The sequence below is a fragment of the Pantoea sp. B65 genome, assembly GCF_047308185.1.
Taxonomy (GTDB): domain Bacteria; phylum Pseudomonadota; class Gammaproteobacteria; order Enterobacterales; family Enterobacteriaceae; genus Erwinia.
Window position 1 is genome coordinate 59,568 of record NZ_JAHXPU010000016.1, and the last position, 26,407, is coordinate 85,974.

27 protein-coding genes and 1 other RNA gene are annotated in these 26,407 nt (G+C 46.0%); 7 read left to right on the top strand and 21 right to left on the bottom strand.

What is annotated here, in order from left to right; all coding sequences use genetic code 11:
• Positions 1-305: 305 nt before the first annotated feature.
• Positions 306-614 (bottom strand): helix-turn-helix domain-containing protein, encoded by a 309-nt coding sequence (locus JWF83_RS05650; RefSeq protein ID WP_162368404.1) that lies wholly within the window; start codon positions 612-614, stop codon positions 306-308.
• Entirely contained in the window at positions 604-834 is a 231-nt protein-coding gene (locus JWF83_RS05655; protein ID WP_413649227.1) for a type II toxin-antitoxin system RelE/ParE family toxin, read from the bottom strand. Before JWF83_RS05655 ends, JWF83_RS05650 begins: the two co-directional genes overlap by 11 nt.
• 1,319 nt (positions 835-2,153) lie before the next feature.
• Between JWF83_RS05655 and JWF83_RS05660 the strand changes: the two genes are divergently transcribed.
• Positions 2,154-2,924: a type IV toxin-antitoxin system AbiEi family antitoxin gene (locus JWF83_RS05660; RefSeq protein ID WP_413649228.1), complete on the top strand. Its 771-nt coding sequence runs from the start codon at positions 2,154-2,156 to the stop codon at positions 2,922-2,924.
• A complete protein-coding gene (locus tag JWF83_RS05665; RefSeq protein WP_413649229.1) occupies positions 2,921-3,820 on the top strand; it encodes a nucleotidyl transferase AbiEii/AbiGii toxin family protein in 900 nt (299 codons plus the stop codon). Before JWF83_RS05660 ends, JWF83_RS05665 begins: the two co-directional genes overlap by 4 nt.
• 519 nt (positions 3,821-4,339) lie before the next feature.
• Here JWF83_RS05665 and JWF83_RS05670 read toward each other — a convergent pair.
• The 13 genes from JWF83_RS05670 to JWF83_RS05730 form a co-directional block, all read right to left on the bottom strand.
• Positions 4,340-5,176 (bottom strand): DUF4942 domain-containing protein, encoded by an 837-nt coding sequence (locus tag JWF83_RS05670; protein WP_413649230.1) that lies wholly within the window; start codon positions 5,174-5,176, stop codon positions 4,340-4,342.
• Between the two features lie 91 nt (positions 5,177-5,267).
• The gene (locus JWF83_RS05675; protein ID WP_413649231.1) at positions 5,268-5,759 is read right to left on the bottom strand and encodes a DUF5983 family protein; all 492 of its coding nucleotides are present in this window, start codon (positions 5,757-5,759) and stop codon (positions 5,268-5,270) included.
• The gene (locus JWF83_RS05680; RefSeq protein ID WP_413649232.1) at positions 5,756-6,136 is read right to left on the bottom strand and encodes a TA system toxin CbtA family protein; all 381 of its coding nucleotides are present in this window, start codon (positions 6,134-6,136) and stop codon (positions 5,756-5,758) included. Before JWF83_RS05680 ends, JWF83_RS05675 begins: the two co-directional genes overlap by 4 nt.
• Positions 6,137-6,167: 31 nt before the next feature.
• A complete protein-coding gene (locus tag JWF83_RS05685) occupies positions 6,168-6,494 on the bottom strand; it encodes a type IV toxin-antitoxin system YeeU family antitoxin (protein ID WP_413649233.1) in 327 nt (108 codons plus the stop codon).
• Between the two features lie 10 nt (positions 6,495-6,504).
• Complete coding sequence (gene radC / locus JWF83_RS05690) at positions 6,505-6,972, bottom strand: RadC family protein (protein ID WP_413649234.1); 468 nt, start codon at positions 6,970-6,972, stop codon at positions 6,505-6,507.
• A gap of 14 nt (positions 6,973-6,986) precedes the next feature.
• On the bottom strand, positions 6,987-7,400 hold the full coding sequence (locus JWF83_RS05695; protein ID WP_413649235.1) for an antirestriction protein: 414 nt from the start codon (positions 7,398-7,400) through the stop codon (positions 6,987-6,989).
• Between the two features lie 126 nt (positions 7,401-7,526).
• Complete coding sequence (locus JWF83_RS05700) at positions 7,527-7,964, bottom strand: IrmA family protein (RefSeq protein ID WP_413649437.1); 438 nt, start codon at positions 7,962-7,964, stop codon at positions 7,527-7,529.
• The gene (locus JWF83_RS05705; protein ID WP_413649236.1) at positions 7,964-8,413 is read right to left on the bottom strand and encodes a YfjS/YafY family lipoprotein; all 450 of its coding nucleotides are present in this window, start codon (positions 8,411-8,413) and stop codon (positions 7,964-7,966) included. Before JWF83_RS05705 ends, JWF83_RS05700 begins: the two co-directional genes overlap by 1 nt.
• Before the next feature lie 15 nt (positions 8,414-8,428).
• On the bottom strand, positions 8,429-9,058 hold the full coding sequence (locus tag JWF83_RS05710; RefSeq protein ID WP_413649237.1) for a hypothetical protein: 630 nt from the start codon (positions 9,056-9,058) through the stop codon (positions 8,429-8,431).
• Positions 9,055-9,771 carry a WYL domain-containing protein gene (locus JWF83_RS05715; RefSeq protein ID WP_413649238.1) on the bottom strand — a complete coding sequence of 239 codons (717 nt, stop codon included), beginning with the start codon at positions 9,769-9,771 and terminating at the stop codon, positions 9,055-9,057. The genes JWF83_RS05710 and JWF83_RS05715 overlap by 4 nt, the downstream gene beginning before the upstream one ends.
• 373 nt (positions 9,772-10,144) lie before the next feature.
• Positions 10,145-11,020: a GTPase family protein gene (locus JWF83_RS05720; RefSeq protein ID WP_413649239.1), complete on the bottom strand. Its 876-nt coding sequence runs from the start codon at positions 11,018-11,020 to the stop codon at positions 10,145-10,147.
• Positions 11,021-11,200: 180 nt separating this feature from the next.
• The gene (locus JWF83_RS05725; protein ID WP_413649240.1) at positions 11,201-12,118 is read right to left on the bottom strand and encodes a NotI family restriction endonuclease; all 918 of its coding nucleotides are present in this window, start codon (positions 12,116-12,118) and stop codon (positions 11,201-11,203) included.
• 1 nt (position 12,119) lies between these two features.
• Positions 12,120-13,367, bottom strand: coding sequence for a DNA cytosine methyltransferase (locus JWF83_RS05730; RefSeq protein WP_413649241.1), 1,248 nt, complete (start codon positions 13,365-13,367; stop codon positions 12,120-12,122).
• Positions 13,368-13,751: 384 nt separating this feature from the next.
• On the opposite strand from JWF83_RS05730, the gene JWF83_RS05735 reads away from it, so the two are divergent.
• The 4 genes from JWF83_RS05735 (at position 13,752) to JWF83_RS05750 (ending at position 20,219) form a co-directional block, all read left to right on the top strand.
• On the top strand, positions 13,752-15,659 hold the full coding sequence (locus JWF83_RS05735; protein ID WP_413649242.1) for an ABC-three component system protein: 1,908 nt from the start codon (positions 13,752-13,754) through the stop codon (positions 15,657-15,659).
• Position 15,660: 1 nt separating this feature from the next.
• Complete coding sequence (locus JWF83_RS05740; RefSeq protein WP_413649243.1) at positions 15,661-16,260, top strand: ABC-three component system middle component 1; 600 nt, start codon at positions 15,661-15,663, stop codon at positions 16,258-16,260.
• Positions 16,257-19,241 (top strand): AAA family ATPase, encoded by a 2,985-nt coding sequence (locus tag JWF83_RS05745; protein WP_413649244.1) that lies wholly within the window; start codon positions 16,257-16,259, stop codon positions 19,239-19,241. Before JWF83_RS05740 ends, JWF83_RS05745 begins: the two co-directional genes overlap by 4 nt.
• Before the next feature lie 177 nt (positions 19,242-19,418).
• Positions 19,419-20,219, top strand: a complete 801-nt coding sequence (locus JWF83_RS05750) for a hypothetical protein (protein WP_413649245.1) — start codon at positions 19,419-19,421, stop codon at positions 20,217-20,219.
• A gap of 440 nt (positions 20,220-20,659) precedes the next feature.
• On the opposite strand, the gene JWF83_RS05755 is transcribed toward JWF83_RS05750, so the two are convergent.
• From JWF83_RS05755 to JWF83_RS05770, 4 genes are all read right to left on the bottom strand, one after another.
• Positions 20,660-21,244 carry an inovirus Gp2 family protein gene (locus JWF83_RS05755; RefSeq protein WP_413649246.1) on the bottom strand — a complete coding sequence of 195 codons (585 nt, stop codon included), beginning with the start codon at positions 21,242-21,244 and terminating at the stop codon, positions 20,660-20,662.
• 293 nt (positions 21,245-21,537) lie between these two features.
• Positions 21,538-22,047: a hypothetical protein gene (locus tag JWF83_RS05760; RefSeq protein ID WP_413649247.1), complete on the bottom strand. Its 510-nt coding sequence runs from the start codon at positions 22,045-22,047 to the stop codon at positions 21,538-21,540.
• Between the two features lie 198 nt (positions 22,048-22,245).
• Positions 22,246-23,007 carry a hypothetical protein gene (locus JWF83_RS05765; RefSeq protein ID WP_413649248.1) on the bottom strand — a complete coding sequence of 254 codons (762 nt, stop codon included), beginning with the start codon at positions 23,005-23,007 and terminating at the stop codon, positions 22,246-22,248.
• 48 nt (positions 23,008-23,055) lie between these two features.
• On the bottom strand, positions 23,056-23,271 hold the full coding sequence (locus tag JWF83_RS05770; protein WP_413649249.1) for a helix-turn-helix transcriptional regulator: 216 nt from the start codon (positions 23,269-23,271) through the stop codon (positions 23,056-23,058).
• Between the two features lie 102 nt (positions 23,272-23,373).
• On the opposite strand from JWF83_RS05770, the gene JWF83_RS05775 reads away from it, so the two are divergent.
• Positions 23,374-24,273 (top strand): hypothetical protein, encoded by a 900-nt coding sequence (locus JWF83_RS05775; RefSeq protein WP_413649250.1) that lies wholly within the window; start codon positions 23,374-23,376, stop codon positions 24,271-24,273.
• 271 nt (positions 24,274-24,544) lie between these two features.
• On the opposite strand, the gene JWF83_RS05780 is transcribed toward JWF83_RS05775, so the two are convergent.
• Both JWF83_RS05780 and ssrA read right to left on the bottom strand, forming a co-directional pair.
• Positions 24,545-25,792: an integrase domain-containing protein gene (locus tag JWF83_RS05780; RefSeq protein WP_413649251.1), complete on the bottom strand. Its 1,248-nt coding sequence runs from the start codon at positions 25,790-25,792 to the stop codon at positions 24,545-24,547.
• 203 nt (positions 25,793-25,995) lie between these two features.
• Positions 25,996-26,376: a transfer-messenger RNA gene (gene ssrA, locus JWF83_RS05785) on the bottom strand.
• Positions 26,377-26,407: the final 31 nt, after the last annotated feature.

The window sequence follows — 26,407 nt, forward strand, 5'->3', positions numbered from 1 at the left end:
AATTGGACGGTGATAAATAACTTGCAGAGTGAAGACCGTCATTCACCAGCGGTGAAGCATGGGCTTGCTCTGAGGGAGGGACGTCCATCACATCACGACAGATGTTGGCTTGAGGATAAGATGATATCCCAAATGGTGGGAAGAACATTTTCTGAACGACGTATCGATGCAGAGTGTTGCCTGTTGGGAAACACAGAGACGGGCTCGTAATCAAAAGCTGGAAGCAGGTCAGACTGACCTGCTCCCGTTGAACTCATAGCTCTTAGCCGACGGTCAGATGGAGCAACGCTAATCCCTGAGAGTCATTATACAAAACGGATTTGCAGTTTTTTCCCTACCGCAGCAGCATATTTTTTCAGCGTGTTATAAGACGGTCCTTGTGTACCGGAGGCTAAACCGCTTTCCAACCGGGTAATCGCCGTTGCTTTGGTCCCCATTCGCTCAGCGACTTGCGCCTGGGTGAGGCCGGCTTTTTTACGTGCGGCCAACAGCTCATCAAGCAGGGCGAATTCCCCGTCCAGCTTTTCATATTCAGCCTTGAATTCCGGTTGCTCCATCCAGTCAGAGACCATTTCGGCATGGGTTTTGGTTGGCGGTATGCGTTTAGCGTTCATTTTTTACCTCTCTCAATCTGGCTTCAGCGATGCTGAGTTCTTTGCGCGGCGTTTTTGGGGTTTTCTTGATAAAGCTATGCAGCATCACAATTCGCTTTCCCACTACCGCGCAAAAGAATACACGTCCAATCCCTTCGTTACCTTTTACCCGAAGTTCGAAAAGTCCATTTCCGAAGGCGCTGGTGTGTGGCTCACCGAGGTTACCACCGTATACGGTCATACGTTCGGTAAGCCGGGTATACCGGGCTCGCAAAGACAACGGCCAATGATCGATATCGTATCGAACGTCTTCGCTGTAGTAATCAATAGTGCATTCTATCGCTCAAAACATAACAAAAACGTTATGTTTATGCAAGCCGCAACAACTATAACAAACGGGGATAATGCCTTTTAATCAATAGGTTACTACTTAGTTGGCGAATAATAATCAGCAACAGGAAATTGACTGAAAGTGATCAACGTTAGACCGATCGGTTATAAATCCCTTAACTGTTTTATTCCTTCGTTTATCCAGCTACCTACCTGAAAGACAGATTTAGCCAGATCGATACCGGTGGCTTTTATCGCGTTCCTGAGGCTGCGGCTCGGAAAAGAAGATCACTACAGGTGTTGGCTTGAGGATAAGATGATATCCCAAATGGGGGAGAACATTTTCTGAACGATGTATCGATGCAGAGTGTTGCTTGTTGGAAAACATGGAGACGTGCTCGTAATCAAAAGCTGGAAGCACAAGGGATTACAAAAGCGCTACGAGAAGGTGACACCAGCGGAGTACAGGCAAAAGACGCTGAGCGCATCAAACTGAGGTTGCTGGCACTCGACGAAGCCACCTGCCTTAAGCAAGGCTGCCGCAGGTAAAACAGCGATTAGTCCGGAAATGGCATTGCGGCTCGAAGCAGGCTTAGGTATTGCCGCCAGCCTTTGGCTATCAATGCAGGCCACCTACGATTTGAGTAAAGCACGTGAGACGGTCGATATTTCGCACGTGATACCGTCTCCGTATACTCATCATTTACGTACAAGCTAAACGTTGTGCAACAGCGGAAGTTTACTTTTGTGCAAAGCATCCTGATGCTAAAAATTTCTTGTCGTATTTTTGACCACGAAAACCTGCTGTCATCGACAGCCATCCAATGTCTCCGCTATCAGGATGATATGAGTGACCGGTAAGAAACGCCTTCGGGTAGTGACAAAAACGTCTCCGCAGCCTGAAAGGGAGCACGCCGTTTACGGTGTGGTACAACTGTTTAACCTTTGAGAACAGGTACCTGAAGGTCTGGTTCTGTACACACTTCGAGACGGCTACCAACGCGCGCTTTCACCCTCTGGCAGCATTACTAAAGATGTTGTGATCGGTTTCTACCTCAGTGACTGAGTTGCCTGCATTCATGATCGCAGGATCCCAGGATCGCGAACTGCATGATTCCATGTCGCCATTTAGTTTATAAATTTAATTATTTTGGTAGTAATGATACTTAAATATGGTGTTAAATAAACTCTTATGTTGTGTTGGTTTAAAATTTTTACTATAAAAGTAGTATGAATACGAAAGTACGATCAAAAATAAACTCACTGATAAGCATTTTCCCTTCCGGGGCGGTGTTCACCTCCTTATGGCTGGCAAAACAGGGCTATAGCCTTGATTTACAACAGCATTACAAAAAAACAAAATGGCTTGAATCAATTGGCTCAGGCGCGGTGATACGTAATGGCGACCAGGTGGACTATTTGGGGGGCGTCTATGCATTGCAATCCCAGCTTGGGCTATCAATCCATCCGGCGGCAAAGACGGCGCTCTCTTTACAGGGTAAGGCTCATTACCTGGCATTGGCCGGTCAAAAAGCGCAGCTTTTTGGGGCGACGGGTGAAAAGTTACCAAAGTGGTTTGAGAGCCAGGATTGGGGGATGAGTCTTGACTGCAAGCTTTCCAGCTTTCTGCCGTCGGGAGCGGGTCTGGTTGCAGTGGAATATAAAGGTTTCAGTGTAAAAGTTTCCGGCCCTGCCCGGGCGATTATGGAATGCCTGTATCTGGCACCTAAATATCAACCGTTAATGGAAGTGTATGAGTTGATGGAAGGGCTCAATAATTTGCGACCGGTTACCGTGCAGAAGCTGCTGGAGGGATGTTCCTCCGTCAAGGTAAAGCGCCTGTTTCTGTACCTCGCGGATAAAGCTGGTCACGAATGGTTTAATCACATCGATCTGGATAAAATCGACCTGGGAGCCGGCAAGCGAGCCATTGTTAAAGGTGGCGTGTATATACCTGAATATCAGATAACTGTGCCAAAGGAACTGGAATCAGTCATATGAAGGAAGCCTACAGGAAACAGGTTCAGCTACTTTTGAACATACTGCCAGAAGTAGCAAAGGAAGAGTGCTTCGCAATGCATGGTGGCACGGCAATTAATTTATTTGTGCGTGATATGCCGAGGCTATCCGTCGATATCGACCTGACCTATGTTGAAATAGCGGAAAGGGAACAGTCTTTAATAGCAATCAATGCAGCGCTGGCGCGTATCAACCAGCGAGTCACCGCCTTACGTCCTGCTATTCATATTCAACATCGCGCAGATGTATGGAAACTTCAGATTAGCGAGAATGGAATCATCATCAAAATCGAAGTGAATCCGGTTGGCCGCGGTTTGTTGGGCAACAGTATGAAGATGCCGTTATGTGATTCAGCTCAGGAACAGTTTGATGCCTTTTGCAGCATGCCTGTGGTGTCGATGGCTCAACTGTATGGCGGAAAACTGTGTGCGGCGTTAGATCGCCAGCATCCCCGCGATTTTTTTGATGTGAAGTTGCTGCTTGAAGCCGAAGGTTTTACCGAAGAAATAAAGCAGGGGCTGATTTTTGGTCTGGCAAGCAGCAACCGGCCACTCTGTGAAATGCTTGATCCGAATTTGCTGGATCAGCGCAGTGCTTTTGAGAACCAGTTCGAAGGGATGAGTGCTGTTGCATTCAGCTACCGGGATTATGAAACGACCCGGCTACGATTAGTCGATCTCGTGAAGACCCAACTTAACGATGATGATAAGACGTTTTTGCTGAGCCTGGATCGGCTGGAGCCTGACTGGTCAATTTACAATTATCAGAATTACCCATCGGTGAAATGGAAGCTCCTCAATCTGGCGAAATTTAAAAAAACTAACCCTGATATCTGGCAGGAGCAATTGGCAAGGCTGCATGCCATTCTGATGAGTTAAATAGCATTAACCTGGTTAATTTGCTTATTGATGAAAAGACTCTTTCCGGTTGGCTGATTAATTCCCGCCAGAATTTTATCTTTGGTAAGGCTGAGTTTATCTTCCATTTTACCTACTCTGGCAGAAACGAGAATCGCAGTATTACTATATCTTTTTTCTACTCCAAACTGTGTCTAATGTCTCCAGGACCCGACAGAAGTGGAACACGTATTCGCGGCAAGTCAGATACTTCATCGTCCAGAGAGAAGCTCCGATAAACCTGAAGAGGATGCTGTCATCTGACTTTCACAGACCAGGTGGTTCTGAAGGCACAAAAAAGCCCGAAAAGCTTTCACCTTGCGGGTTTTCAGGACTTCTGCGGAGGCTGGTGGAGTCTGAACCGAGCAATTAAATCATTGTTTACTATTGGCTAAATGTTGGTTCAACTTTTCTTTTGGGCCTATCGTTGGGCCTAAAAGAAAATCTTAGCCGTTTTAACGAAAAATTTTATGCGTGAGCAGAGCTCGAATCTTAACTGACTTAACGATGTGTCGCCAGCATTCTGGGATAGTGCTTAGCAATGATGTCGTTCATCTTATCCACTAACTCAGGGTGCTTGAAGGTGAGATGCGCGGTGCCCTTCTGAAAGTAGCGGATGGAGAAGTACGTATCTTCATAAACATCCTTGCCGGGGTTATCGCGGATATGATTCATCAGGTTGATGGAAACATCACCTCGATTATCGGGTATCGCTTTGCCATCCAGTAAAAACAGCATCCGTTCAAGATCTGCTAATTGATCGCGACGAAATCCCCACGTCAGGCTGTAGCCCCAACGGTTGTGCGTCACCAGATTATTGATGATGATCTTCTTGCCGAAGAAGCACGGGCTGTTGGTTTTGTAATCCCATGACAGTCCTTTAAACACGTTGATGATGCCACGCTCAAACACTCCCGCTTTACTCTGGTGCAACTGTTCAAAGGTGCTGAGAATGTTGGCTTCACTGATGGCCGGAAGGTCGCCATCTTCCAGGTTCTGATACCACTGCGTACGGGCCTGAGCGTCCATCAGCGATAGCATGCCGGATCTCAGCATCAGATCGCGCCACAGGCTACGGTCAATATTGCGGGTGATCATTGGCAACGCTTTCTCCGGTTTTTCCATCAGCCAGCAGTCATAGCGATGTCCTTGCTTCATCGCCCAGTCTGGAGCGTTGCCACCACCAATTCCTGTAGTTAGTTGAGAAATGGTGTTGAGCTGCTGAATCAATTGCCCAATCCGTACCAATGCGGCATCACGTCCGGTGACGATGCGTTCTATGCTGGTGGAACAAATAATATCGGTATGGTCGGTAAGTACGTCTGGTTCTGGTTGCATGTTGTCTCCATAAATGAAAACACCCGCCGGTTTAAGGGCGGGTGCATGTGTTGATGCGAGAAAGGAATATGAAAGAATTGGGCAAGCAACGTTACCAATCAAAAATGTCAAATCCCGGCAGCAGTTCACCAAATGCATCCAGATGAATCAGGCCGATGCTGTAACGGCTTCTCAGTGTGAAAACCAGGCGTCGGCAGACCTTTGACAGGCCCAGCCGCTTCAGGTGCAGCAGCGGATATGACCAGGCATCCAGCCGGATGAGGTAACCCGAGCCGGTGAAGTGTATCCACTCCGCATCGCTGTATTCCTGTGCCTGATGAGAAAGCGTATACAGCAGCGAATTATCCTCGCTGGTGATATGGGCTGTGCTGCAGCAGACGCCAGCAAAGCGGGAGCCATCAGGCAGCGGATTTTCAACCACCACCTTTCCGGGTTCTTCCGCGATACGCAGCGTCAGCCCCTGCGCATTAACGGCAGCTATCAGCTCAGTGAGCTCGATACCGTCAACATCGACCGCTATTTTCCCCATGTTCAGCGCCAGTACATTGATGCTGTCAGCGTTAAGGTTCAGACCGATTTTCACTGTGTTTTGTCCTCCCGATATCGGCCTGTTGTGATGCGGGTGATGGTGCTGTAGCCGCTGCTTACTATCAGTCCGGTCGCACGACGCGCACGCAGAATGTCGATGGCACCAATCAGTGAAGAGCGTGCGGTGAGGCTGAAACGGCTGTGGTCGGTGCGCACCAGTTCATACCTTTCCACAATGAAATTGACAGCATCACACAGGGAGATACCGGCGTTGATGTGCGCCTGAATCACGCTGTCGTCGCCAAACGGCGTGTCGTTGAGCGTGAGGCCATAGTGTTTATCCAGCAGATGTGTGAGCAGCAACTGCCAGACCTGCACGGGCGACGGGCATGGCTCAGCCGCCCGTGGCTCGGGTAACGGTAAAGTTTGCATTGGGTGTGTCCTGTTTTTTGGCGGTGGCCGGTCAATCGGTTACAGTCGAAGAGGGATAAATCGCGATGTAAACATAACCGTGTGAGCCGAGGGTATCGGCCTGGCAGGTCAGCCCGTTGTGATGCAGGGTAACGCGTTGCTGCTGGCGGGGATTCAGCTCACCGGCTGACATCATCTGTTCCAGCTGTTTCATTATCAGCGGAAAAGCCTTGTCAAGGCGAAGAGCTTCATCGTCGCTGAAGTCGCCGGTAAATCCTGCCCGGTCAGCCAGGAAGTGCAGCCGGTTGCCTTCCTGCACCAGCCTGGCACCGAAGCACGGCGTTTTACTGCACGTCAGCCCCCATTGTTGAGAATGCATATGTCCTCCTTCAGGACCAGCCGCGTTCGGCGAACGAGACAATCTCTTTGCTGCCGACAATCAGATGGTCGAGTACGCGCACCTCGACTAGCATCAGCGCTTTTTTCAGGCGTTCGGTGATACGCCGGTCGGCATTGCTGGGCTCGGCATATCCGGATGGATGATTGTGGGCAAAGATGGCAGCGGCGGCGTTGTGCCGTAATGCGGCTTTAACCACCTCGCGGGGATGAATTTCCGTGCTGGTGATGGAGCCGTGAAACAGGGTTTCGTGTGCCAGCAGCCGGTTCTGGTTATCCAGAAATATCACCATAAACACTTCCCGCTCCAGCCCTGCAAGGTTCAGCCGCAGCCAGTCGCGGGTAAGTGCTGCCGAAGTAAACGCTACGCCCGGTTCACGCAGGTGATTTTCGATCAACGTCAGGGCGCGTTTTATGGTGCGGTGTGAAGTGAGTGGATGAGGTAATGCGGTACTTTCCATAATGTTATCCACCTTCAGTCGATGATGTGCATGATGGCGCTGCTTTCAGGATGGCTCAGCGCAAATTCACGCAGGTGATAGTAGTGTTCACTCATGGAGGGGCTGCCAGTTCTGCAGGCATGGTGGCTCCAGTTCAGCAGGCAGACACTGATGCCAGCCGCTTCGCTGCTCATTTCTGCGCTGTTGCCATTCAGCTTGTTGAATATGGACCAATTGTCCTCGCTGTCAGGTGCGATGAAGGCACCGCCGTTGCTGAGCGTGTAATAATTCCAGTAACCGCCGTTATAGGCTTCGCACAGGCGGTCCATCCAAGCGAAAGCACGAGGCTCCAGCAGCATCCACTGCGGGATTTTGCCGAAGTGTTTCGGCCAGAATTGCAGTCGCATTTCTTCTGAAACCGAATTATTGGTAATTAAAGATTCTTTCATTTAAATAATGCCTTATTAAATTTCAGTTTAAATAAAATTGATTTGCTAACGAGCAGTTGATAAATAAAAAGCCCCCACTGCGGAAGCAGTGGGGGCTCTAAGCTTTATGTTTTATATTAAGGCGGGTTACTTATTAACAGTGACTGTCAGTGGCTTATAATACTGCGTATCGAATACTGACAATGGCAAACTGAACTCTTTACCATTTATCATTTCAGTTGCCTTAACAACCTCAATCGAGCTAGCGTCATCATTGCAAGTGGTTTCAAGATAAGCGTTTTGCGAACGCGTGGCATCACTGTCGCCAAAGGGTTCGACATCCATTACCCCCTCCTCAATAATGTCTCCCTTGTTATCTTTAACCCGCATAGTCACAGCAAGCTTGTTAAAGCCCTGACCACTGCCGCCATTGTCCAGCTGGAACTTAAGAGAACATAACCCACCTGGTACCCAGACACTGTCAGTATTGCGTATGCTGATGTAGTGCTGCTCTTCGGCATAAGCTGATGAAATGCCTGAGATGGAGAGTGCTATTACAGCCAGAATGGCTCGACTTCCTTTTATCATTGTTTATCCTCCTGATTTTTAGGCATGTAGATTTTACCCATCTCTTTTCCGTCATGGTAATAAATGACGGATTTTTCACCGGTATAATCATCGGTTTCTTCCCTGAAGCTCAGTGTAATATTATCGGACAAGCACAGCGCAGACATGAGTGGCTGTACGGTCTTTTCCCGCATATCAGCGATATAGTAATAATTACCTGATTTACAGCCATCCGGTGATTTCACCGTTTTAATTACCCGATATTGTTCCTGGCCAAATGCATCTTTTTTGATCCACTGGTAGGCGATATCACTTTTCGACGAAACAATATCGCTGAAAGGTGGTGGTGTTAGATCGTGGTATTTTGAAATAATGTTAGTGCCACCATCATCACTGTTGTCGCAACCCGTCAGCAGCACTGAAGCCGTTATGGCAACCGCCATCAGCAGTTTTGGAAAATGAATCATTGGCTTTCTCCCTAATTAGCAATTGCCCGTCCTGCGGCACAATTCTTTAAGGCTCTCTTTAGCGACCCACTGCTGTAGTGCGCGTTCATCAGACGAACGTTTGGCATTCATAGCTGCTTCCTGCTGCTTGTTCACGCAACTGTCCGGGAAAACAGCGACAACTTCTGGCTTAAACTGCTCTCTGACCTGCGCCAGTTCCTGAGCTGCATTTGGCCGGGGAGGAAAACTGGCGGTAATATCATCTTCAGCTCTGTTGAGAGCCAATGCTTTTCCATCAATGACAGCAAAGAAACATCCCTTGCCGTTATTTTCTCCCTGATAAACTGAGTTCAGATCGGAGCTGTAACCACTAGTCGACTTAATCTTCAGATGGCGCACCGTTTTTGACTTCTTATCAGCCAGATAGAAAGAACCGCCGCCGCGAACGCGCAGGAGGAATTGCTTCGTCCACGGATAGTTATCGATAATCTCAGCCCGAAATAGCGCATTGTTCATCGTTTCGAAGTCGTCACCGTCGGCTGACGTCCAGCCAGCAGATTGCATGTAGGGCCAGGCCTTAACCGTTCCGGTTATTGTCGCGCTACTTTGAAATGTAGCGGCTAGCATCAAAGAGGCAATTAATGCCTTAACAGGGGAGTATTTCATTGTTGATTGTCCTTGTGAGGTATTAGCCGGATTTCGGATCCAGCGAGTAAAGACTGAAAGAAACGAAAATGGGGAAGAGCTCTGATAAATTCAGAGTCTGAAATCAGCGTCAGCAGAGGCTCATTCATGGTGAAGATTTCATTACTGACGGCGATGGTCTGAATATCAGTCAGTGTAAATACCGATATATTGCCTTCGAGCTCGCCCGTGAGATACCAGCGACCTTCAAGCGAGATAAGGCGATATGGCGCAAGTTGCTCACAACGGTGTCCTTCAGCCAGAAGTGTGATGCGACGCCGTCCGGTGATAGCGGAAGTAATCCGCTGGAAAATTCCTTGATGGGCTTCACCCATTGCTGATGTGGGTTGCCAGACAATGCACGGCGCTTCAATGCCACTTTCAAGCAGGGTGTTGACAAGGCGGTGATCTAGTCCCGGAAATAATCCAGCCACACCACTCTGCCGAGCAAAAGCAAGCGCGATGTGCTCGCGCCGGACCACGTTGTCCCCGGTAAGCAACCGGCAGTTCCCGTTGTGATATTCCAGATCTAGGTATATGAGCCTTTCCCGGAAATCGCGCCGCAGAGTACGTACTGAAACGCCGAACTCCACGGCCAGTTTGCTCAGGTTCAGCGTCTCTCCGGCCACCAGACGGCTGATGATCAACGACAACCTTATGGCAAGTTTGTCATAGCGACGTTCGGCCTGACACATAGGTCATCTCCGTAATTAACATACTGAAATATTGAGATTATTTTAAAGGCTGGGTCGGACAGGTTATGACCGCACGAGAAAATATTTTGAGATTTGCTGAAGCGGGGTTGCAGGCGGGATACAACGGAACTTGCCGACGTTGGCCAAATCAGACCGGGAACAATTCGGACAGGGTGTGTCCGTAATTTGTTAATCGTTTTTCATCAGGGTGCGCATAGTTCTGATGAAAAATGCTGAGCGTAGTGCGAAAAAGTTCATCACGGCTAAGCGCGAAACGAGAAAAGCCAAGGTTTACTCCTTATTGCATAATAAACGAAAGGCCCCGACGCATGAGCGTTGGGGCCTTTCCATGCGAATATTTAACGAATAATTGTTAGAAGAAAAAATCCCACACGCAACGGGCGATTGAAACGACTGCATCACGAATTTGATGAATCAATGATTTCACTGGCCTGGAAACCACAGGAAGCGAAGCTACAACATCTAGTATTCCACCGGCAGCGTTGCCAAAGTCGTTTCTAGCCGTCTCCTTTACGCGTTCACTCCTGAGGTGGCTATGTAGCTGGGCTGAAAGGGGACTAGTGGATTTGTCTGGCAAGCTTTCAACCATTAACTCGACCATCTCAGTTATATTCCAGTTAGTTTTAACCGAAATGGCGCATATCGGATTGATTGGCTGCAGTAGGCGTGTAATGTCGTGAAATTTGAGAGCGAGGTTAGCAATTTGCTGTGGTGAAGGTTGGTTGTTAGCGGAGTTCCATTCATGGCACGGTTCGGTTTTGTCAGCCTGGTTAATGACAAATAACACTTTATTCTGGAATGAATTTCCCAATACATGTCTGTAAAAATTTTCATCCACCGCTAGCGCTCGGTCATCGGCTTTAATCACCCATATGATCAGATCCAGCTCAGGAAGAATATTACGGTACAAGGCTTTGTACTTCTCATCGCGTATTTCACTTTCGCCAACACCGGGCAAATCGACTAATACTAGGCTGTGGTTGCCGTTGTAAAGACGAAAATACAGCGCTTCTCGGGTGCATGCGGTAACATCACTTACTGGAGTAATGTTGCCAGCAAATAACGAGTTGCAAAGACTACTTTTGCCCGCTCCTGTTTTCCCCATGATGCCAATCACCGGTTCATATTTGGTGAGTGCGCGAAAGTGCTCGAGGATTAGATTTCTAATAGTGGCAGGAAGTGAAGCCAGCGGCTTCTCGATGGCCTGAAGACCGTCAGGTTTGGTCATATTGAGATCTCAGCGTGAAAATAAAATCCCCGCGATCTGGTAAGGATGCGGGGGACTCACTGAGATGATATCTATCTGAAATTATTTCGAGTGTATGCTCAATAAGAACGATGATGTGTTCAATTCTGGTTGAGAATTAATCCTGCATCGCTAATGGCAACGTCAACTATGAATTGTCTCTTAAGTCTTTCCTTTGTCGTTGCCTAGTGCCATATCGATAGCTGTTCGGTAGACGTTTTCATCTGGTAAAGTTACGTTATTGAATGCTTCCTGAACTTTGTAAACCGTTGTTGAATGAGGAGGTAATCCTTTTAGCGGAACGGTTGAACCGTCAATCGTATTTGTATCGTGCTCGTAAGCAAGAAACGTGATCGACGCAGGTTGCAGCGCATAACGAATCAAGCCACTGGCACCACCAAGGCGTCCCATTATTCTTGTGTAAACCGGATGCGGGCACACAAAAAATAAGCCTTTTCGGCATAATGCTTCGCGTTGTAACACTTGGCCCTTATAAATCAGTTGCGGCAAGATTCGCTTATTAACATTTTCCCAGTTCATGCCAACTGTCGTCGTTGGGTTTGTGCGTTCAGGTGAAAGCAAGCCTTCCCGCCCATTGCGATAATTACCCGTTGTATCGATAGTTTGTACTTCAACGGCGACAAATTCTTTTAATTTACCATTAGCATCAAGCAGTGCCAGAACCCAATCTACAAAGTAACTTCCCGCGCCATCTTTTTGCGGTAGCCGTAATTCACCACCCCAGCGTTTGCCGAAGACAGCAACGACGGGTTCTTGTTTCGCTTTCGCTCTTTCCGACGCTTTCCCACCGGCGACCAGCTCATAATCTTCCTCAAAGGCAATTTTAGCTACGTCATACAAGATGCGATATTTGTCTGCGTATAAACGGATAGGACAACACATAACCGGCCCAGAGGTCATCGGTTTGATGGTACAAACTCCAGCAACTATGCCATCACTAAGGCGCTTCTCGCATGTCTCGGCCAAAAAGGGGCATTGTTTTTCGTTGACAGCAGCGATTGCCGCAGCTGAATGGTCATCAGCACGATAACCAAAAAATTCCCAAATTTTGCCTGCCACTTTACGCTTCCCTAACTTTACTTGTAGTTATCTTACTACTACCAAGAACACGAGCAATTGTCCGACCTAAAGCCGCACCAAGCAACGGCGGCACAGCATTGCCGACTTGTTCATATTGCTCAACCCTTGAACCACAAAATATGTAAGTGTCTGGGAAAGATTGCAACCGAGCCGCCTCACGAACTGTAAAGGCTCTGTCCTGCTCATAGTGAAAATACGCTCCCCAGTGAGGATCACATTTGGTCAGGATTGTGGATGCAAGACCATCCGGATGAACTCGACCATAGCGTTTTGTATGGTCACTGCGCCGGGCCATGCGCATTCCTCTTGGTAAAAGATCGTCGGGAATGTCAGTCCAGTTTCCCCCTTGAGGTATATGTGCCATACGCTCAAGATTGATTTTGCTTAAACGAGCAGCTTCGTGGCACGTCACTCCATCCGAACCAATTCGCATTAATTGTTGATACTGATTATCAGCCGGATGCCGATAATATTTCACTGGTTCACCCATTTCTCCATTGCACAGTATGGGTAAATCATCAATCGCATCTCTGACCGTAACATGTGACGGCAATTCCAGCGACAAAGGCAAGTTAACTAAATTCTTTCCACCAAATTGTGAGGTGAAATTTATTCTCACGGGAGCTTGTCTAAGTGGCTCTGGGAAAAGTTCAGTTGGATTAATGCCATCCCTGCAACCGAGAATAATCGTTCTCCAGCGGGTTTGGGGAATGCCAAAATGAGGTGCATACAGGATTCGAACGTCGGAATCATAGCCAAGGGATTTTAGAGATTCGAGAATTGCATCCAGCGTTGCCCCTCCCTCAAATGACACCATCCCTGGGACGTTTTCGATCATTACTGCTCGAGGCTGAAATTCTGAAACGAAACGCAAATATTCACGGAACAGGTGATTTCGAGAGTCCTCGTTAGATCGTTTAGGCGCATTAATAGAAAAGCCCTGGCAAGGTGGGCCTCCTGCAATTAAATCTAACTCACCTCTTTTCAACCCCAAGAGGCTGCGGATTTTTTGAGCATCGACTTCACGGATGTCTCGGCTCTCCACCTTGGTTCCAGGGTGATTGATTGCATAGGTTTGCGCGTAGCGTGGGGAGATCTCGTTGGCATAAAGCGACGTGAAGCCTGCTTCCTTCAACCCCTCAGACAGCCCCCCCGCTCCGGCAAACAAATCGATCGAAGTCAGACGCCCTGAAACGGCGCACATTTCCAAAGAATCGAATTGGTTCATATCACTTTTCTCTTGGTTTACTGACTTAACTATAAGGCGATAGTGTGTCGCGAACATAGCCGAGTTTTATCGTAGATTATACCCAAAATGACCGTATCCTTGCTTAGATGCATGCCTTGACCAGTGTTTAAAACGTGATGCACGTTACTGGCTTAACCAAGGCGGAGATCGTGCTGTGAGTAGTGCATGTCACTTCGGCAATAACTGAATTGCATAACTATACAGATATACAGTACTTATTAGAATGGCAGACCACAAAGATTTAGGAGAAAACGTTTGTTTCCTTCTTAGGGGCGAGGGGCAAACTCACTATAAAAACACCTGCAATTCAGTTAGCATGGTTAAGATTTTTTTCAGAATAGAAACGCAATAAGGAAAATCTGAATGCTCAGAAGGTTCCGGCTGGAGCGGAAGTCTGATTATGAAAAGCTGGTGATTGCTCAGCGTCTGGCAGACATGCTTGAGAAATTCTTGAGCGGAAGGCTGGCGCCTCTGTCGATTGGTGCTGAACAAGGTGGCATTGACGAGTGGGACGATGTGGTAATCATGCACACCACAGACCACTACGAGCATTTACAGATTAAGCGCCAGTCGACTGACTTTTGTACCAAAGATCCTGACAAAGCTGTACAACTCGCTAAAAAACCCAGAAAGGGTTCCTCTCTCACTTCCCCGACTAATTCCGTTTTAGACTCGGCGTTTTCCAGTCTTGCTAGAATCGCGAAAGCGGGAAAACTTGATGAATCTCCCAACCGTAAGTTCAGACTCACCCTCGTGGGTCTGCACCTGCAGATAAAAGATAATTTTACAGTCAATCATTTAGAAGAAGTCTGTGATCTTTGTCGCCAAACAGGACTCAGTGTAGAGGAATTAGCTAAGCGTCAGGATGGCCCAACCACGAGGGCTTATCAATGGTTAACAACCTGGTGCGGATTCGAAGACTGGAACCAAATACGAAATGTCCTTCGCCGGGTTCAAATCAGTTGTATCGGTAACGATGCGGCATTAACAGATCGGACAATTCACACGCTTGGCCGTTACTTCAGCGATCCGAATCGTACACTGGACCGTTTAATTACCTATATCGCGGCAGAAACATCTGACGTAGCAGCCTTGGGATGCCATGACGTCGTCCAGGAACTGCGAAGTGAACTGCGCCCTGATGTTGAAACTTGGGTGCAGTATCAGTTAAGCGACGGTTCTACTATGACTAGTAAAACTTGGTCATTAGCCGGAACGCTTGATCTTGCCGGTCCAACAGAAAGATCCGCAAAAGGAGTCGTTGAGCACATGTGGAGTCGTGAGCCCGGTAACCGCAAGCTCAGAGTGTATGCCAATTACTCCCCCCCAGCAGGCGATAATCTGACTCTTCTTTCTGCCATTGTGCGTATGGCTTTGCATTTACCCCAAGGCAGTCAGGGGCTGATGTTAGGTGAACCAGCGTGGCGCAGTAGCGTTGGTCATGAAATTGGACACACACTTGGCTGTGCAGAACATGACTTCAGTGACCTGCCTTGGCTTGAAAATGCCGAACGCCTATCGTGTGCACAAGATTATGAATTTAAGACATTAAGTGCTGCTCGAGGTGAAGCTGAAGCGCTTGCTAAAGCCATGGACGACGTGCTGTGGCAACGCCTTCTCCAAGGGGTTTCAGAAAAACTTGGCTCAATCTCAGATTTGGCGCTAGCAGATGCGATGGAGACGGTTTGGCAGTCATGGCTGAGCGGGTTCTCAGCTGCACCTGAAAACCGCCGAAAATTCATGGATCAGCTTTTGTATCCGAAAACTGAGAGAAAAAATGAAAAGCATGCGCTTCGCCTTGGCCTTCGTACTTTAAATCTTCTTGTTACCGCTGTTGAAACCTTATTGCTGGTTGCAGTGGGTTTGCCTGAGGGCAGTAATAACTGGGAATCTTTTCAGGAAGATGGCCCAGTATTGAGTATTGCTCTTAAGTACTGGTCTGGTCCTGTGGGTGGTTTTTCGGGAGTACGTGAGCTTTCTGACGATCCGTTAATAGCCGTTATTGGCCCTAATCCGGATCCCATCGTTATCTTATCGGGTGTTAGTACATCCCCATCAGAATTATTGAATGTAGGAATGGCTGACGACGCAGAGACCGCGACCAGTATGGCCGCAGAGCGTCAACCTCACTTGCTCGTCACGCGGTCTGGTATGTTTCGTCATCTGCATAATGGAACACTTGACTCTGTACGCCAACATTTCACTAAGCAGTGGCAAGATCGAAAGCTTGCTCGTGAATCGGCCATTGAGAAGAATACAAAAGGATCCTGAAATGCCGACAATCCAAGAACTCGTTACTGCTATAACCAAGCGTGCTGAAGGTCGCTATGAAGTTCATTTTCCAGATGTGGAAGAAATGGTTTCACCCTCAATTGATATCGGCATGACTGCAATACAACTCAGACGCATTAATCGGGAAAATGCTGGATGGCGGACAGTACTGATCACAGCATTTCTTAGTGACTTGGATAATATTCAGAGTGCTTTCCGATGGGCCGCTGATATCCGGGACATACTTGCAGAGCCGCAGACAGCAGACCTTTACATGTTTATGCTCATCGATGGAGTTGAGTCAGAAGATGCTGCCCGTTTTGAAACGGACGATCGATTCTGCAGGAAGGTGGTACTCAGAAATCAGGAAGATATTGACTCCTTCCTTGATCGGAGTTTTCTGGCGTCTTTAACACCCGCGAGAGGTGGGAATGATATCAGCGATCCTCTGCTAGCGTCTCTGAACTCTATGTGTCAAGCACACTCTTGGGTAGAACCTCACCTCGAAGCATGGCGTGAATTGTTGCTCTCTGAGAAATCTGGCGATGAAATTGTTAATTCGCTGAGGGATATGGCGTTTGGAGAGAATGACTTCCAATGAAAAAACTTAAATCTATCACGCTCTCAAACGTCCGCCGATACGGTACCGACACAAAAATTGAGCTCAGTGGCGGTGCAACCATTTTACTGGCCCCTAACGGTACGGGAAAAACGGCCTTCTTCGAAGCGATCGAATTTAGTCTCACGGGTAATATTTCTCGTCTAGGTGAAAATCTCTCACCCATTATCAGGGACAGCCAGACAGTCGCTAAGGTGGTCTTGGATTTTGGGGATGTACAAGCCTCTGCGCAGGTGAGCAACGAAGGTAACGTCGAAAGGACTGGTGATTTAAGCTCTCTTTTTCCGGATACGAATTCGGAGGACATCCCCTTTTTACTGAGACTTACCCACTTACTGGATCAGCGCGAGGGGCAATGGCTGGTAAAAGCGGATGCAAAAGTTGCTGGGGCACAACTGGCTCGCTTGCCAATTGGTAAAGATGGAACCCTAGTTAGTAATGCTCTTGGCGGAATTCGCCGCGCTCTCACTGAAAAACTGAAGCAAGCAAAGGGAGCCCTTGATGCGCTCGAAGCTGAGTTTGGGGAGTGGCAAAGTTTGATTCTTGATAGGGACCAGGCGGCCTCGCAATCTCAGGGTGCCCTGCGCACTAAAGAAAACATCGCAGAATCAATCTCAGACATCGCTCGCAATACTCAGAGTGCAGAACAATTGCCAGTAGGTTTACTGGTTCCGCCAGTGGGTATTAGCAATCTGGAAACAATGCACGAGGCATTGGAGCAAACAGTACAAGCAAAGCTGGGCCGACTTCGCGAACAGATTGCAGCACTTATGGAAGTAGATGGATTAATTGGCCGGTTCGTTTCTGAGCAAGCGCGTTCTGAGCAGCTTGGCAATGCGCTTATAACTGCTAAAGAAGAACTTACACAAAAACAACAGGAACGCTCTCAGCTAGTTGATAAAAAAGATGAACTCCAGAAGGAACTTGTCACAGCTGAAGCAGAACGTGATGTAATTATACAGCAGCTTAACCGGCTCAATAGTGAGGCGCGAACCAAAGAGGCCTTCGAACAATCTAAGCTTGACTTGGCGTCAGCTGACAAAGCGTTGGCCGACGCTCAGTCTCTGGCCTCAACCTTGAGGCGCGTACATGAGGGGAGCGAACAGCTCCGTATTGAACATGAACTTATAAATAAACAGCGTAAGTCTTTGCAGCTTGTAGATAGTGAATTACTTAGTGCTCATCAACTTATTAAGCGCTGGGAAGACATTCTTCAACATATTGCGACCATTACCGACTTGGTTAGCAATGAGGAAATTCAGGAGCGTGTACTTCAGGAGCGTCTTCATAGCGCGAACTCGTTAAAGGCATCAGCTGAAACAGATGAGCTTTCAGTGAAGCAATTCCATGAGATGCTCACGTCTACTGCTGACTCTATAAGGCAATCCGTAGCTACAATTGCTGCACATTTACCAGAGGATCGTGGGGACTGCCCTTTATGTGGAGTGGAACACGGCGCTGCCGTTCTTCATGAACGCATTACCAAATCATTAGAGGCTATAGACCCTAAAGTTATCGAAGCAGAACAGCGCGTTAAAACAGCATCCGATCACTTGCGTAAATGTACAGAAACAGTGACGAATACTGAAACAGAATTGAAAACGTGCCAGAGTAAAATTGTTGAACTGCGAGGCGATATCGTTCGCTCAGTAGCGGAGATCAATCAACTCAAAACAAACATCCTTCTTGACGGAGATACGGTACAACTAGCGAAATCGTCTATCCAACGTCGCGAAGAATCAAATGCTTCAGCGAAACAGCAGCTTGACGAAAAACAGCTTAACCTTGCCCCCTTACCGACACCTGAAATATTGGAAGCGTCTAAAAACGCGTACCAAACGTCGACTCACGAGCTGGATACTGCGCGGCAGAATCGGGCTGGAGCCTTGGCTAGCCTTGAACAAACAGCCGCTGCACTAGCCGCAATAACAGCAGGTGTACTCCCTTCAAAAACGCTGACTGATTTATCCACTGAACAAAACAAAAATACGATTCAACTATCTGAATTAAAATCGAAAATTGAGGCTGAGCAGTCTGCATTAGAAAGACAGAATACCCCTTTAACTGAAGTTATTAATAAGATAAGTGGCCTCGAAAAGCAGATTACTGACGCTCAGGCTCAGCTAGCCTCAATCCGGTATTCATGGAGACAACTGTCCTTTCCCGGCAATCCCGCACTCGAAGTGGCGAGCAGTAAAGAGATTCAACTGCAGTCATCTGTTGCTGACTTGTCCCGACATTTAGAACAATTGCAAACACTCAAAATTGAGATTGGTACCTGGAGCAAGCTTGAACAGACTCGTTTGGCACAAGGGCTTATAGATCGTCGCCGAGGAGCATCATCGGAGGGGGAATTTGCTACGAGTCTTAACCAGCGAATTGATAACGAAAGAACAAATCAGATGCAGTTGCTGCAATTATCTGAAGCGATGGAGACGCTCAATCGTTGCCTATCTGCTGAGATATCGAATGTACAAAAACATGTGCTCTCTGTCGTTCCAAGGTGGCAGGCTTTGCTCAAACGCGTAGTCAGAGAACCGCGCTTTACTGGCACCAGTTTGGGTTTTCGTAGTATCTACAGAAAGGAACATGCTGAAGTATCTGTTCCGTTACATGGGGAGTCAGTGCCGGTTCCGGCGATAGCCAGCGAAGCTCAGCTTACTGATTTACAGCTTACCTTCTTGCTCTCCATGGCATTGGAACACCAGTGGTCCTCATGGCGCTGCCTACTTCTGGATGACCCGACACAGCATCATGACTTGGTTCACGCAGCATCCGTATTCGATTTATTGCGTGATTACATAGTTGATCATGGTTTCCAGGTTGTAATTGCAACGCATGATGCCCTTCAGGCCCGATATTTCATGCGCAAACTGCAAAATGACGGAATTGATGCACGGCTGTGGTCGCTCATTCCAACACCTGAGGGGGTTAAGGCGTCGGAGATGCAGATAGCCTCATAACATTCGGGCCAAGCCTCTGAGGCTTGGCGACCGAGATCTGCTTGACGGCTATAAGGTCATGCTAGGGCTTAGGGATGACAATGAAGATCAGATGCCGCAGACGATGCGGATGAATGTGCGGAAATTGCGGGAAACAGATTTTGACGAAGAGTGATGCGATAAATCATTAGAGGGCTTATGGAAACAGCTATTTTAATTAAGAACGGAGTCAGGAGAATCATCACGCTCGATGAATACGCCAATTTGATATCGGGCAAAGAGAAGAAATTTTGGCCAGAGTTATGCTGTGTTGTTTGTGACAAATCGGTTCACCAAAAGGGACTTCTTGTTGCAAGCGAGGATTTTACACCACGCTTTAGCCACGCCAAAAAGGAACCTAGTGAGGAGTTTTGCCCTTTAGGGGCAGAGTCGAAGAGATTCAACGCATTGGATCGTAATGAAAAATCGCTATCGTTGGAAGAAGCACATTTAAGGCGTGAGCGATTCATGGAGCCTGCAACCTTTCTGCGCTCTTATCTGATTTGCCGGCACCTTCGTGGTGGGCAAGGCCAACTTATGCTTAAAGAATTTACCCGTATGATCGAAGTTGCTGACAGCATAGGTATGTGGCGACATACATGGCTACCAGGCTGGAGCATACCACCTATGTTAATGCTGATGGCAAATCATAAAACTCGAAATGGGCTACATCATTTTTACTATCGGGTCAAAAGAATTCACCGGACTAAACACGCTGGATGGGATCCTGCAAATGTGTGCCTGATTGCCTGTTGGCTGAATGGCGGAACTCAAATATTTGGTGGTAAGAAAAAGAGCAGCTTTCCGCTTACAATCCCGTTATCAGAAATCTATGTGAATGAAATCTTAAAGCTGACAGAACACGATGCAACAACATGGGCTCAGGAGGGAAGATTTATCCGTTCTCTTGAGCGTTATAGAACTGGTCTTCTTAACAATCAGCAATTGCAGGATGAGTAATTTATCCAATACCTCAATGACCTGAAAAGATAATTAGCTTAATGGAGATGATGCCTCAGACAGGCTCTGATTGAATAGAGAAGAAGTCTGGGATATCGCAGAACGTGCGAGGCAGAGGCTGGTGGCAGCCATGCCATGAAAACCATCAGTGAATGGCGTCAGAATTATAACGGGTGCTGACCGCACTCCACACTGAATTATCTGACGTCGGCGAAATTTGCAGAGAGATGGTGAAAGGGGAATTCTTAGAATGAAGGAGTCAACATTACTAACTGAGCGTTGTATCTGATTTAGGGGGCAGGCCAAATTAGTGCGTGATTCACTATTGTAAAAGTAAGTTTTAAAATGATTTATAATTGATTATTAATTTATGCATTTTTAACTTTAATGCCTAATGTCAAAAATGGCCCTCCTATGGAAGGCCATTCCTGACCTGAAAACTATATGCGGCCACAACCGTAATTACGACTACCTTCACCGTAGATTTTAGTCTCTGGTTTTGCAAGATAAGCAAGTCGTTTTAGCAACATACTACGAGAATCATTAAAGTTAGAGCTATTTTTATTTAAAAAATAGCGACCATTCTCAGCAAAATGCACCAAGCCTAGATGATCATCGCTTTGCAATCCCATCGCGCTATACCATGCCCCAATAATTAAACAACGCAGGTTATTATCATGCTCATAGTCTCCAAGATGATAGTAGGCATCTTTGTTGAATAGTAGGCAAATATGATAATGGCATTTACCTTCCTGAGAATATTCTTTTGCCCAAATGATAAAGGCTTGAGAGTCGTATATGCGCAAACCTCGTTGTCTCTTGCGGTTTTGATCAGCATCTATTTTTGATTTCAATGAATTTCTGAATCTGGATATTTCTCCAGAACTATTGTTATGAAAGCAGCAGACACTATCGCCGTTGTCAATGATGGCTGGAAGATGAAGGTCTACCCTGAGAGCCATAAGTCTGGGATATAAATTAGTAGCCTCGTAAAGCAGGTTTTCAATTTGAATCATATAACTCATTTTAATTCCTGTAATTATGAAGTTGAATGTGTAAGAGTCCCCAGTACAATCCTCTGGTTCATGATTTGAAAATTTAACATAGTTGGCTAAAGGTTAATTATCGGTAATCATCCTCTAGGTTAAAATATGGTTGTTAATAGGGGATGTGAAGGGCTATTACAACCCTTATGGTTTATATCTAACATGGTTTGTACGTATAATACCTATCCAACATTAAGTTTTGGTCTTGTTATGTGTTTTTCCTAGGCTCTTCAATTAAAAGCTACTCTGCAGTTGTTTCATAATTTATAGAGTTATTTCCAGTGTCTTTTCACAGTGGATATGCTCACATTTAATAGAAGGGCAGTTAAGGATTGTGTATATCCCGCACGCCTACAATTTCGTATTTCATCTGAGTGCTTGCTGCCATAGGGCCTACCAGCTTTTTTATCTTTTCTAATTGACAGTCTTACTCCTCCTATTGAACTGTGGATTTTAGGAATGAATGAATATGAGATAACGGATTTTTTAAATCCTTCCTCACAGTCAATTCCCGACAGGCACTGTATAGTAATACCTCTTTCTGCAAAAAAAATTAAAGCGCTGGCGATTTCATCTGCACTACTTGAGAGGCTATGCAATCCTGATAATAAAAGTGTGTCACCAAACTCCAATCTTGCCCAGATCTCATTACTTACACCTTTATGGTTTAATGAACTGCTGATTAGGTTTGTATTTTCGTAAATAACGCATCTCTCGGATAATTCAGAAAAAAAAGTAAAGAATGCGGAACCACCACTTTCTGATTTATGTCTATTTTTCATCTGGTCCTCACCAGAAACGTAAGCATAAATGGCCATAATGCATACTCCAAAGCTCATTATTAATTAATGATACCCGACCAAAAAACACCACTAAATTAAATAGTCGAGAATCCACTCATACACAGCCACCTAGACATTTAATAATCTAATGAATTGGAGAGAGGATAAGTGTCTGAGATATTATTTAGTGGTTGTGTTTCAGATGTTCCTTATCTCTTCATTAAATGGATTAATTATGGTAACAATACATTTTTCCTGACACGTTGAATGAATGTATTTGTCTTCGAGCACAGGTACCATTACCGCCATATTGTTCGTATGGTATATGGGTATCCAGCATAGATAGGAATGAAGTAACCTCACGCCTTTATTCTTTATACTCCTCGTAGCACCATAAATTGAAAGATCAATTAAGGGAATGATCACCGTGTGGTTGATGTCAAAATAATAACCACCAAAATTAGTTTTATTTATAATAATTATGTTCGAAATTCCTCCTGCTTTGAGGTGCTTATTATTCACTCTTCTGTCCGTATAAATCCATATCACTCTTTGTGCTCCAAATTTTGCTACCAGATCCTCTGCATCTTTTGCTATTTGATCAACCTCGATCTTCCCCATGCGCTGGCCTGCCATTTTATGGATGTAGAAATTATCTTCCAATAATTCCTGCTGTTGTCGGATGTTATTCTCCCATATGCTCCACAATGCTTTTTCGAAGTTCAACGTGTCTTTTTCAGAAACCTCATGGTTTAGGCACTTTTTCAATATTGATTGAATATTTCTTTCAATTTCATTTACAGTATGAATATGGCTATTTATTGCTGCATAAAAAGGAGCAAGTATATCCAGTCCATTGGAGATTTCTTCAGACAACGAGGTTTTTCTCAATGCAGCCGAACGTTGGAACTCCTCGATTGACTCAGCTCTTTTTGCTGTGAATGTAACTTTCTTTCCCATTTATGTTCCCTCTTTGTTAGGTAGATATATATCAGACTCCAGCTCCAATCAGGCTTTGAAAATTTTCTGTCGCTGTAGCAGCCACTCATCAATCTCTGATTCCAGCCAGCCAACTGATTGCTGCCCAAGGCGGCGCTGTTTAGGAAATGAACCATCATGTCTCGGGGATTTAGGGTTCAGCCAATCATAGATGGTTGAGCGGCCTACACCTGTTTTTGCAACTACGGCCTTAAGACGTAACATCCTCGTTTCTGAAGGGTTCATTTTTTTCTCTCATTGGTTTGTATCAGTTGCGATAAGATTACTCAGGTGATATCTCTTAAAGAATCCTTCTAGCAAAACCACAAGAATTACAGGTCCACGTAAATGGTTCAACCAATTGATAAAAAACAAAATTACTCTAGTGAGAAAAATTTTCTACTTCTAAAAATTACTGAAAAAGTTAGTATGTTGAAGAGCGAGATGGGTGTAATCGGTGAGTGGTTACAATACAGTGCCATCATGGAAAAAAATCATCCCGGAGTAGCTGAGTGGTTAAACCATTATGAGATTTTGAACAAGAAAATTTGCTGGCTCCCTTTACCTGATTTTCGACTTGGGCAAAAAATTATAAAGTTGCATGAGTCAAATATGATTAAATTTCTCAAATCACCAATTAGTGAAAGTGATTACTGGGATAAATATCTCAGATTGTTTCCTAGTGAAATATTACGCAATGTTGTGCAAGATCCACCTATTGATTATATTTTCCGCATGCATTTACTGTATGCATCAGTGCTTTTTCACTGGAGTAGAGTTATACTGAGTTTTGATGAGGATACCGCTATAAAAGCATTGAGATTATCTTCGGAATATTTTGACACCTGCTTCGGGATGGTCTTATTTAAGCAGTTTGAAGATCGTAAAAATGCTCTTTCTGAAACAAGAAGGAAATCCGGTCAGACCGGCGGGTACTCTAGAGCTCAATTGTCCTATTTGATTCAAGAGAATTTATTAGTTCTGATTACTGAAAAAAAACCGCGTGGGGGCTGGAAAACTAAAAAAGCAGCTGTTGATGAGTTACTGCCAACGCTCTTCGAATTCGTAGAGTCCTTGAATATGTTGGACGTAGATAGTAATTTGGGCGACTCAAGGAAGTACGTGCCTTTTATCGATAAACCAGAAGCTTTACGGGACAGCATTTATAAAGATTGGTCAATTAATAATACAGCGATAAAAGCTGCTTTCGATAAATCGGTAAAACGAAAAAATAAAAAAAGTTTCTAAATGAGTCTGTGTTGGATTTGGTTTCATTAAGAAATTACGAAAAGGTACTAAAGCACCTTTTCGCATTGTAGTGTATACCTAATTTTAAACTACGTATAAGGTCGTGATTAGAGTTTTATGGAGATTGAAACTCTATATGAATAATGCTCACAATAGGAATGCGACATAACTCATTTTTTAATTGTTTTTTGTGGGATTTATTGAGGCCCATAGATGTTTTAGAAGGGAAGCTGTGGGTTTACAATATGCCCAGATTTAGGGCATAAAGATTCTAGGCAGTGGCTATCAATTGTATACCTTTTCTACCGCCTTCAATAATGCTTCCTTTATCAGCCGCAGTAACAAAATTTGCCCACCATTGCATCATTGGACGACGTTGCTCAAGATAATCGCTTCGGTTGTACGCACGACGAACCTCATTTTTGTCCACATGAGCAAGTGCTGCCTCAATGACATCAGGAGGGAAACCTTGCTCATTGAGCGCAGTACTGGCAATTGAACGCAACCCATGTGATACGAGAATACCGCCAAATCCAGCTCTTTTAAGTGAAGCATTTACCGTTTGGCTATTCATTGACTGAGTAGGTTTCAAACGGCTTGGAAAAATGAATTCCTGATTGCCACTTAACAGTTTCATCATCTCTAAAACAGCAATTGCTTCATCTGATAATGGGACAGTATGATCACGATTCATTTTCATACGTGATGCGGGAATCTTCCACTCTCGCGAATCCATGTCTACCTCTTCCCAACGAGCCTCTGCCGCTTCAGCAGGGCGGGTGATGGTGAGAAGTTGCCACATGAATAGACATCGTGTTGAAAGGCTAATGCTGGCCGTTCGCATCGTCTGCATCAGTTGAGGTAATTGATCTGGTCGAATGCTAGGCATATTCTTTTTCTGAGGCTTCTCGAACGCTTTGCCAATGTTAATGCTGGGAACAGCATCTATCAGGCCCGTGTTCTGGGCAAAAATCATGATTTCATTGATACGCTGACATAGGCGGCGGACGGTTTCCAGTGCCCCTCTTGCCTGAACTGGTTGAACGGCCTTAACCAGAGTATGAGCTTTGATATCTGTAACACTCACCTCTCCAATTACCGGGAAAATATCCCTCTCAAGAGAACGCCAGATATCTTTCGCATAGTCTTCTGTCACGCTGTTCTTTTTCACACCTAACCAACGTTCTGCAACCATCATGAAGGTATTCGTTTTAGCCTCTAGGGAATTTCGTACTTTTTCCTCTTGGTGCTCTTGAGGATCAATATCCTTGGCTAGTAATGCCCGTGACTCAGCCCTAAGCCTGCGAGCATCTGAAAGTGTGACTGACGGATAGGAGCCAAAGCTCTGCTTTGTCCGTTGTTTGGTAAAAGGGCGGTAGTAGCGAAACTGCCAAAGTTTGCTGCCGCTGTGCTTAACCAATAACGTAAGGCCGTCACCATCGTAAAGAAGGTAATCGGCATCTTTTGATTTAGCTGCTTTGATTTCGGTATCGGTTAGAGGCTTGGTTTTTCTTGCCATAATTAGCTTCCACGCTTTTGGGCCCAACAAAGACAATAGATAGTTTTGTTGGGCCTATCAATGGGCCTAAAAGGTTCGGATTTAATTAGTTGAGTTCGGACTTCGCGGGATAAATTGAGGGCATAAAAAAGCCCGCAGGGCTTGCGCCATGCGGGCTCTTAGGACTTCATCGGATGACTCTGGTAATCACCGATGGAGAATTTTGGTGGAGCTGGCGGGAGTTGAACCCGCGTCCGGAATTACTACACCTTCGGCACTACATGCTTAGTCCGGTCTTTACATTCGCCGGTTAGCTGCGGACGGACACGCCACTAACAAACTAGCCTGATTGGTTTTAACGCTTCAACCCCAGGCAGGGTATCCACGCGATCTCTTTTAGTTTTGACCTCTCTTGATCCCCGTCCTAAGAGCGGAGGCTAGGGAGAGAGGACACCTTCAGTTTCTTAGGCTGATTAAGCTGCTAAAGCAGCAGGTGCAAAGTTTTCGTCGTTTGCGACTATTTTTTTGCGGCTTTTTACGAGGCAAACCGCCCCTCGGCATGCTCCTAGGGCTACGCAAATCCCGTCGAATCCAGAATCAGCCCCAAGTACTGTGAAGCAGTATATCAGAAAAACC

Excerpts from the sequence above, each read along its gene's own strand:
- JWF83_RS05715 (WP_413649238.1), bottom strand. The coding sequence starts at position 9,771 with ATGTGTCAGGCCGAACGTCGCTATGACAAACTTGCCATAAGGTTGTCG.
- JWF83_RS05680 (WP_413649232.1), bottom strand. The coding sequence starts at position 6,136 with ATGCAAACTTTACCGTTACCCGAGCCACGGGCGGCTGAGCCATGCCCG.
- JWF83_RS05730 (WP_413649241.1), bottom strand. The coding sequence starts at position 13,367 with ATGAACCAATTCGATTCTTTGGAAATGTGCGCCGTTTCAGGGCGTCTG.
- radC (WP_413649234.1), bottom strand. The coding sequence starts at position 6,972 with ATGGAAAGTACCGCATTACCTCATCCACTCACTTCACACCGCACCATA.
- JWF83_RS05745 (WP_413649244.1), top strand. The coding sequence starts at position 16,257 with ATGAAAAAACTTAAATCTATCACGCTCTCAAACGTCCGCCGATACGGT.
- JWF83_RS05720 (WP_413649239.1), bottom strand. The coding sequence starts at position 11,020 with ATGACCAAACCTGACGGTCTTCAGGCCATCGAGAAGCCGCTGGCTTCA.
- JWF83_RS05655 (WP_413649227.1), bottom strand. The coding sequence starts at position 834 with ATGACCGTATACGGTGGTAACCTCGGTGAGCCACACACCAGCGCCTTC.
- JWF83_RS05735 (WP_413649242.1), top strand. The coding sequence starts at position 13,752 with ATGCTCAGAAGGTTCCGGCTGGAGCGGAAGTCTGATTATGAAAAGCTG.
- JWF83_RS05760 (WP_413649247.1), bottom strand. The coding sequence starts at position 22,047 with ATGAAAAATAGACATAAATCAGAAAGTGGTGGTTCCGCATTCTTTACT.
- JWF83_RS05650 (WP_162368404.1), bottom strand. The coding sequence starts at position 614 with ATGAACGCTAAACGCATACCGCCAACCAAAACCCATGCCGAAATGGTC.
- JWF83_RS05775 (WP_413649250.1), top strand. The coding sequence starts at position 23,374 with ATGGTTCAACCAATTGATAAAAAACAAAATTACTCTAGTGAGAAAAAT.
- JWF83_RS05695 (WP_413649235.1), bottom strand. The coding sequence starts at position 7,400 with ATGAAAGAATCTTTAATTACCAATAATTCGGTTTCAGAAGAAATGCGA.
- JWF83_RS05710 (WP_413649237.1), bottom strand. The coding sequence starts at position 9,058 with ATGAAATACTCCCCTGTTAAGGCATTAATTGCCTCTTTGATGCTAGCC.
- JWF83_RS05770 (WP_413649249.1), bottom strand. The coding sequence starts at position 23,271 with ATGAACCCTTCAGAAACGAGGATGTTACGTCTTAAGGCCGTAGTTGCA.
- JWF83_RS05765 (WP_413649248.1), bottom strand. The coding sequence starts at position 23,007 with ATGGGAAAGAAAGTTACATTCACAGCAAAAAGAGCTGAGTCAATCGAG.
- JWF83_RS05740 (WP_413649243.1), top strand. The coding sequence starts at position 15,661 with ATGCCGACAATCCAAGAACTCGTTACTGCTATAACCAAGCGTGCTGAA.
- JWF83_RS05705 (WP_413649236.1), bottom strand. The coding sequence starts at position 8,413 with ATGATTCATTTTCCAAAACTGCTGATGGCGGTTGCCATAACGGCTTCA.
- JWF83_RS05670 (WP_413649230.1), bottom strand. The coding sequence starts at position 5,176 with ATGCAACCAGAACCAGACGTACTTACCGACCATACCGATATTATTTGT.
- JWF83_RS05750 (WP_413649245.1), top strand. The coding sequence starts at position 19,419 with ATGGAAACAGCTATTTTAATTAAGAACGGAGTCAGGAGAATCATCACG.
- JWF83_RS05685 (WP_413649233.1), bottom strand. The coding sequence starts at position 6,494 with ATGCATTCTCAACAATGGGGGCTGACGTGCAGTAAAACGCCGTGCTTC.
- JWF83_RS05665 (WP_413649229.1), top strand. The coding sequence starts at position 2,921 with ATGAAGGAAGCCTACAGGAAACAGGTTCAGCTACTTTTGAACATACTG.
- JWF83_RS05755 (WP_413649246.1), bottom strand. The coding sequence starts at position 21,244 with ATGAGTTATATGATTCAAATTGAAAACCTGCTTTACGAGGCTACTAAT.
- JWF83_RS05660 (WP_413649228.1), top strand. The coding sequence starts at position 2,154 with ATGAATACGAAAGTACGATCAAAAATAAACTCACTGATAAGCATTTTC.
- JWF83_RS05780 (WP_413649251.1), bottom strand. The coding sequence starts at position 25,792 with ATGGCAAGAAAAACCAAGCCTCTAACCGATACCGAAATCAAAGCAGCT.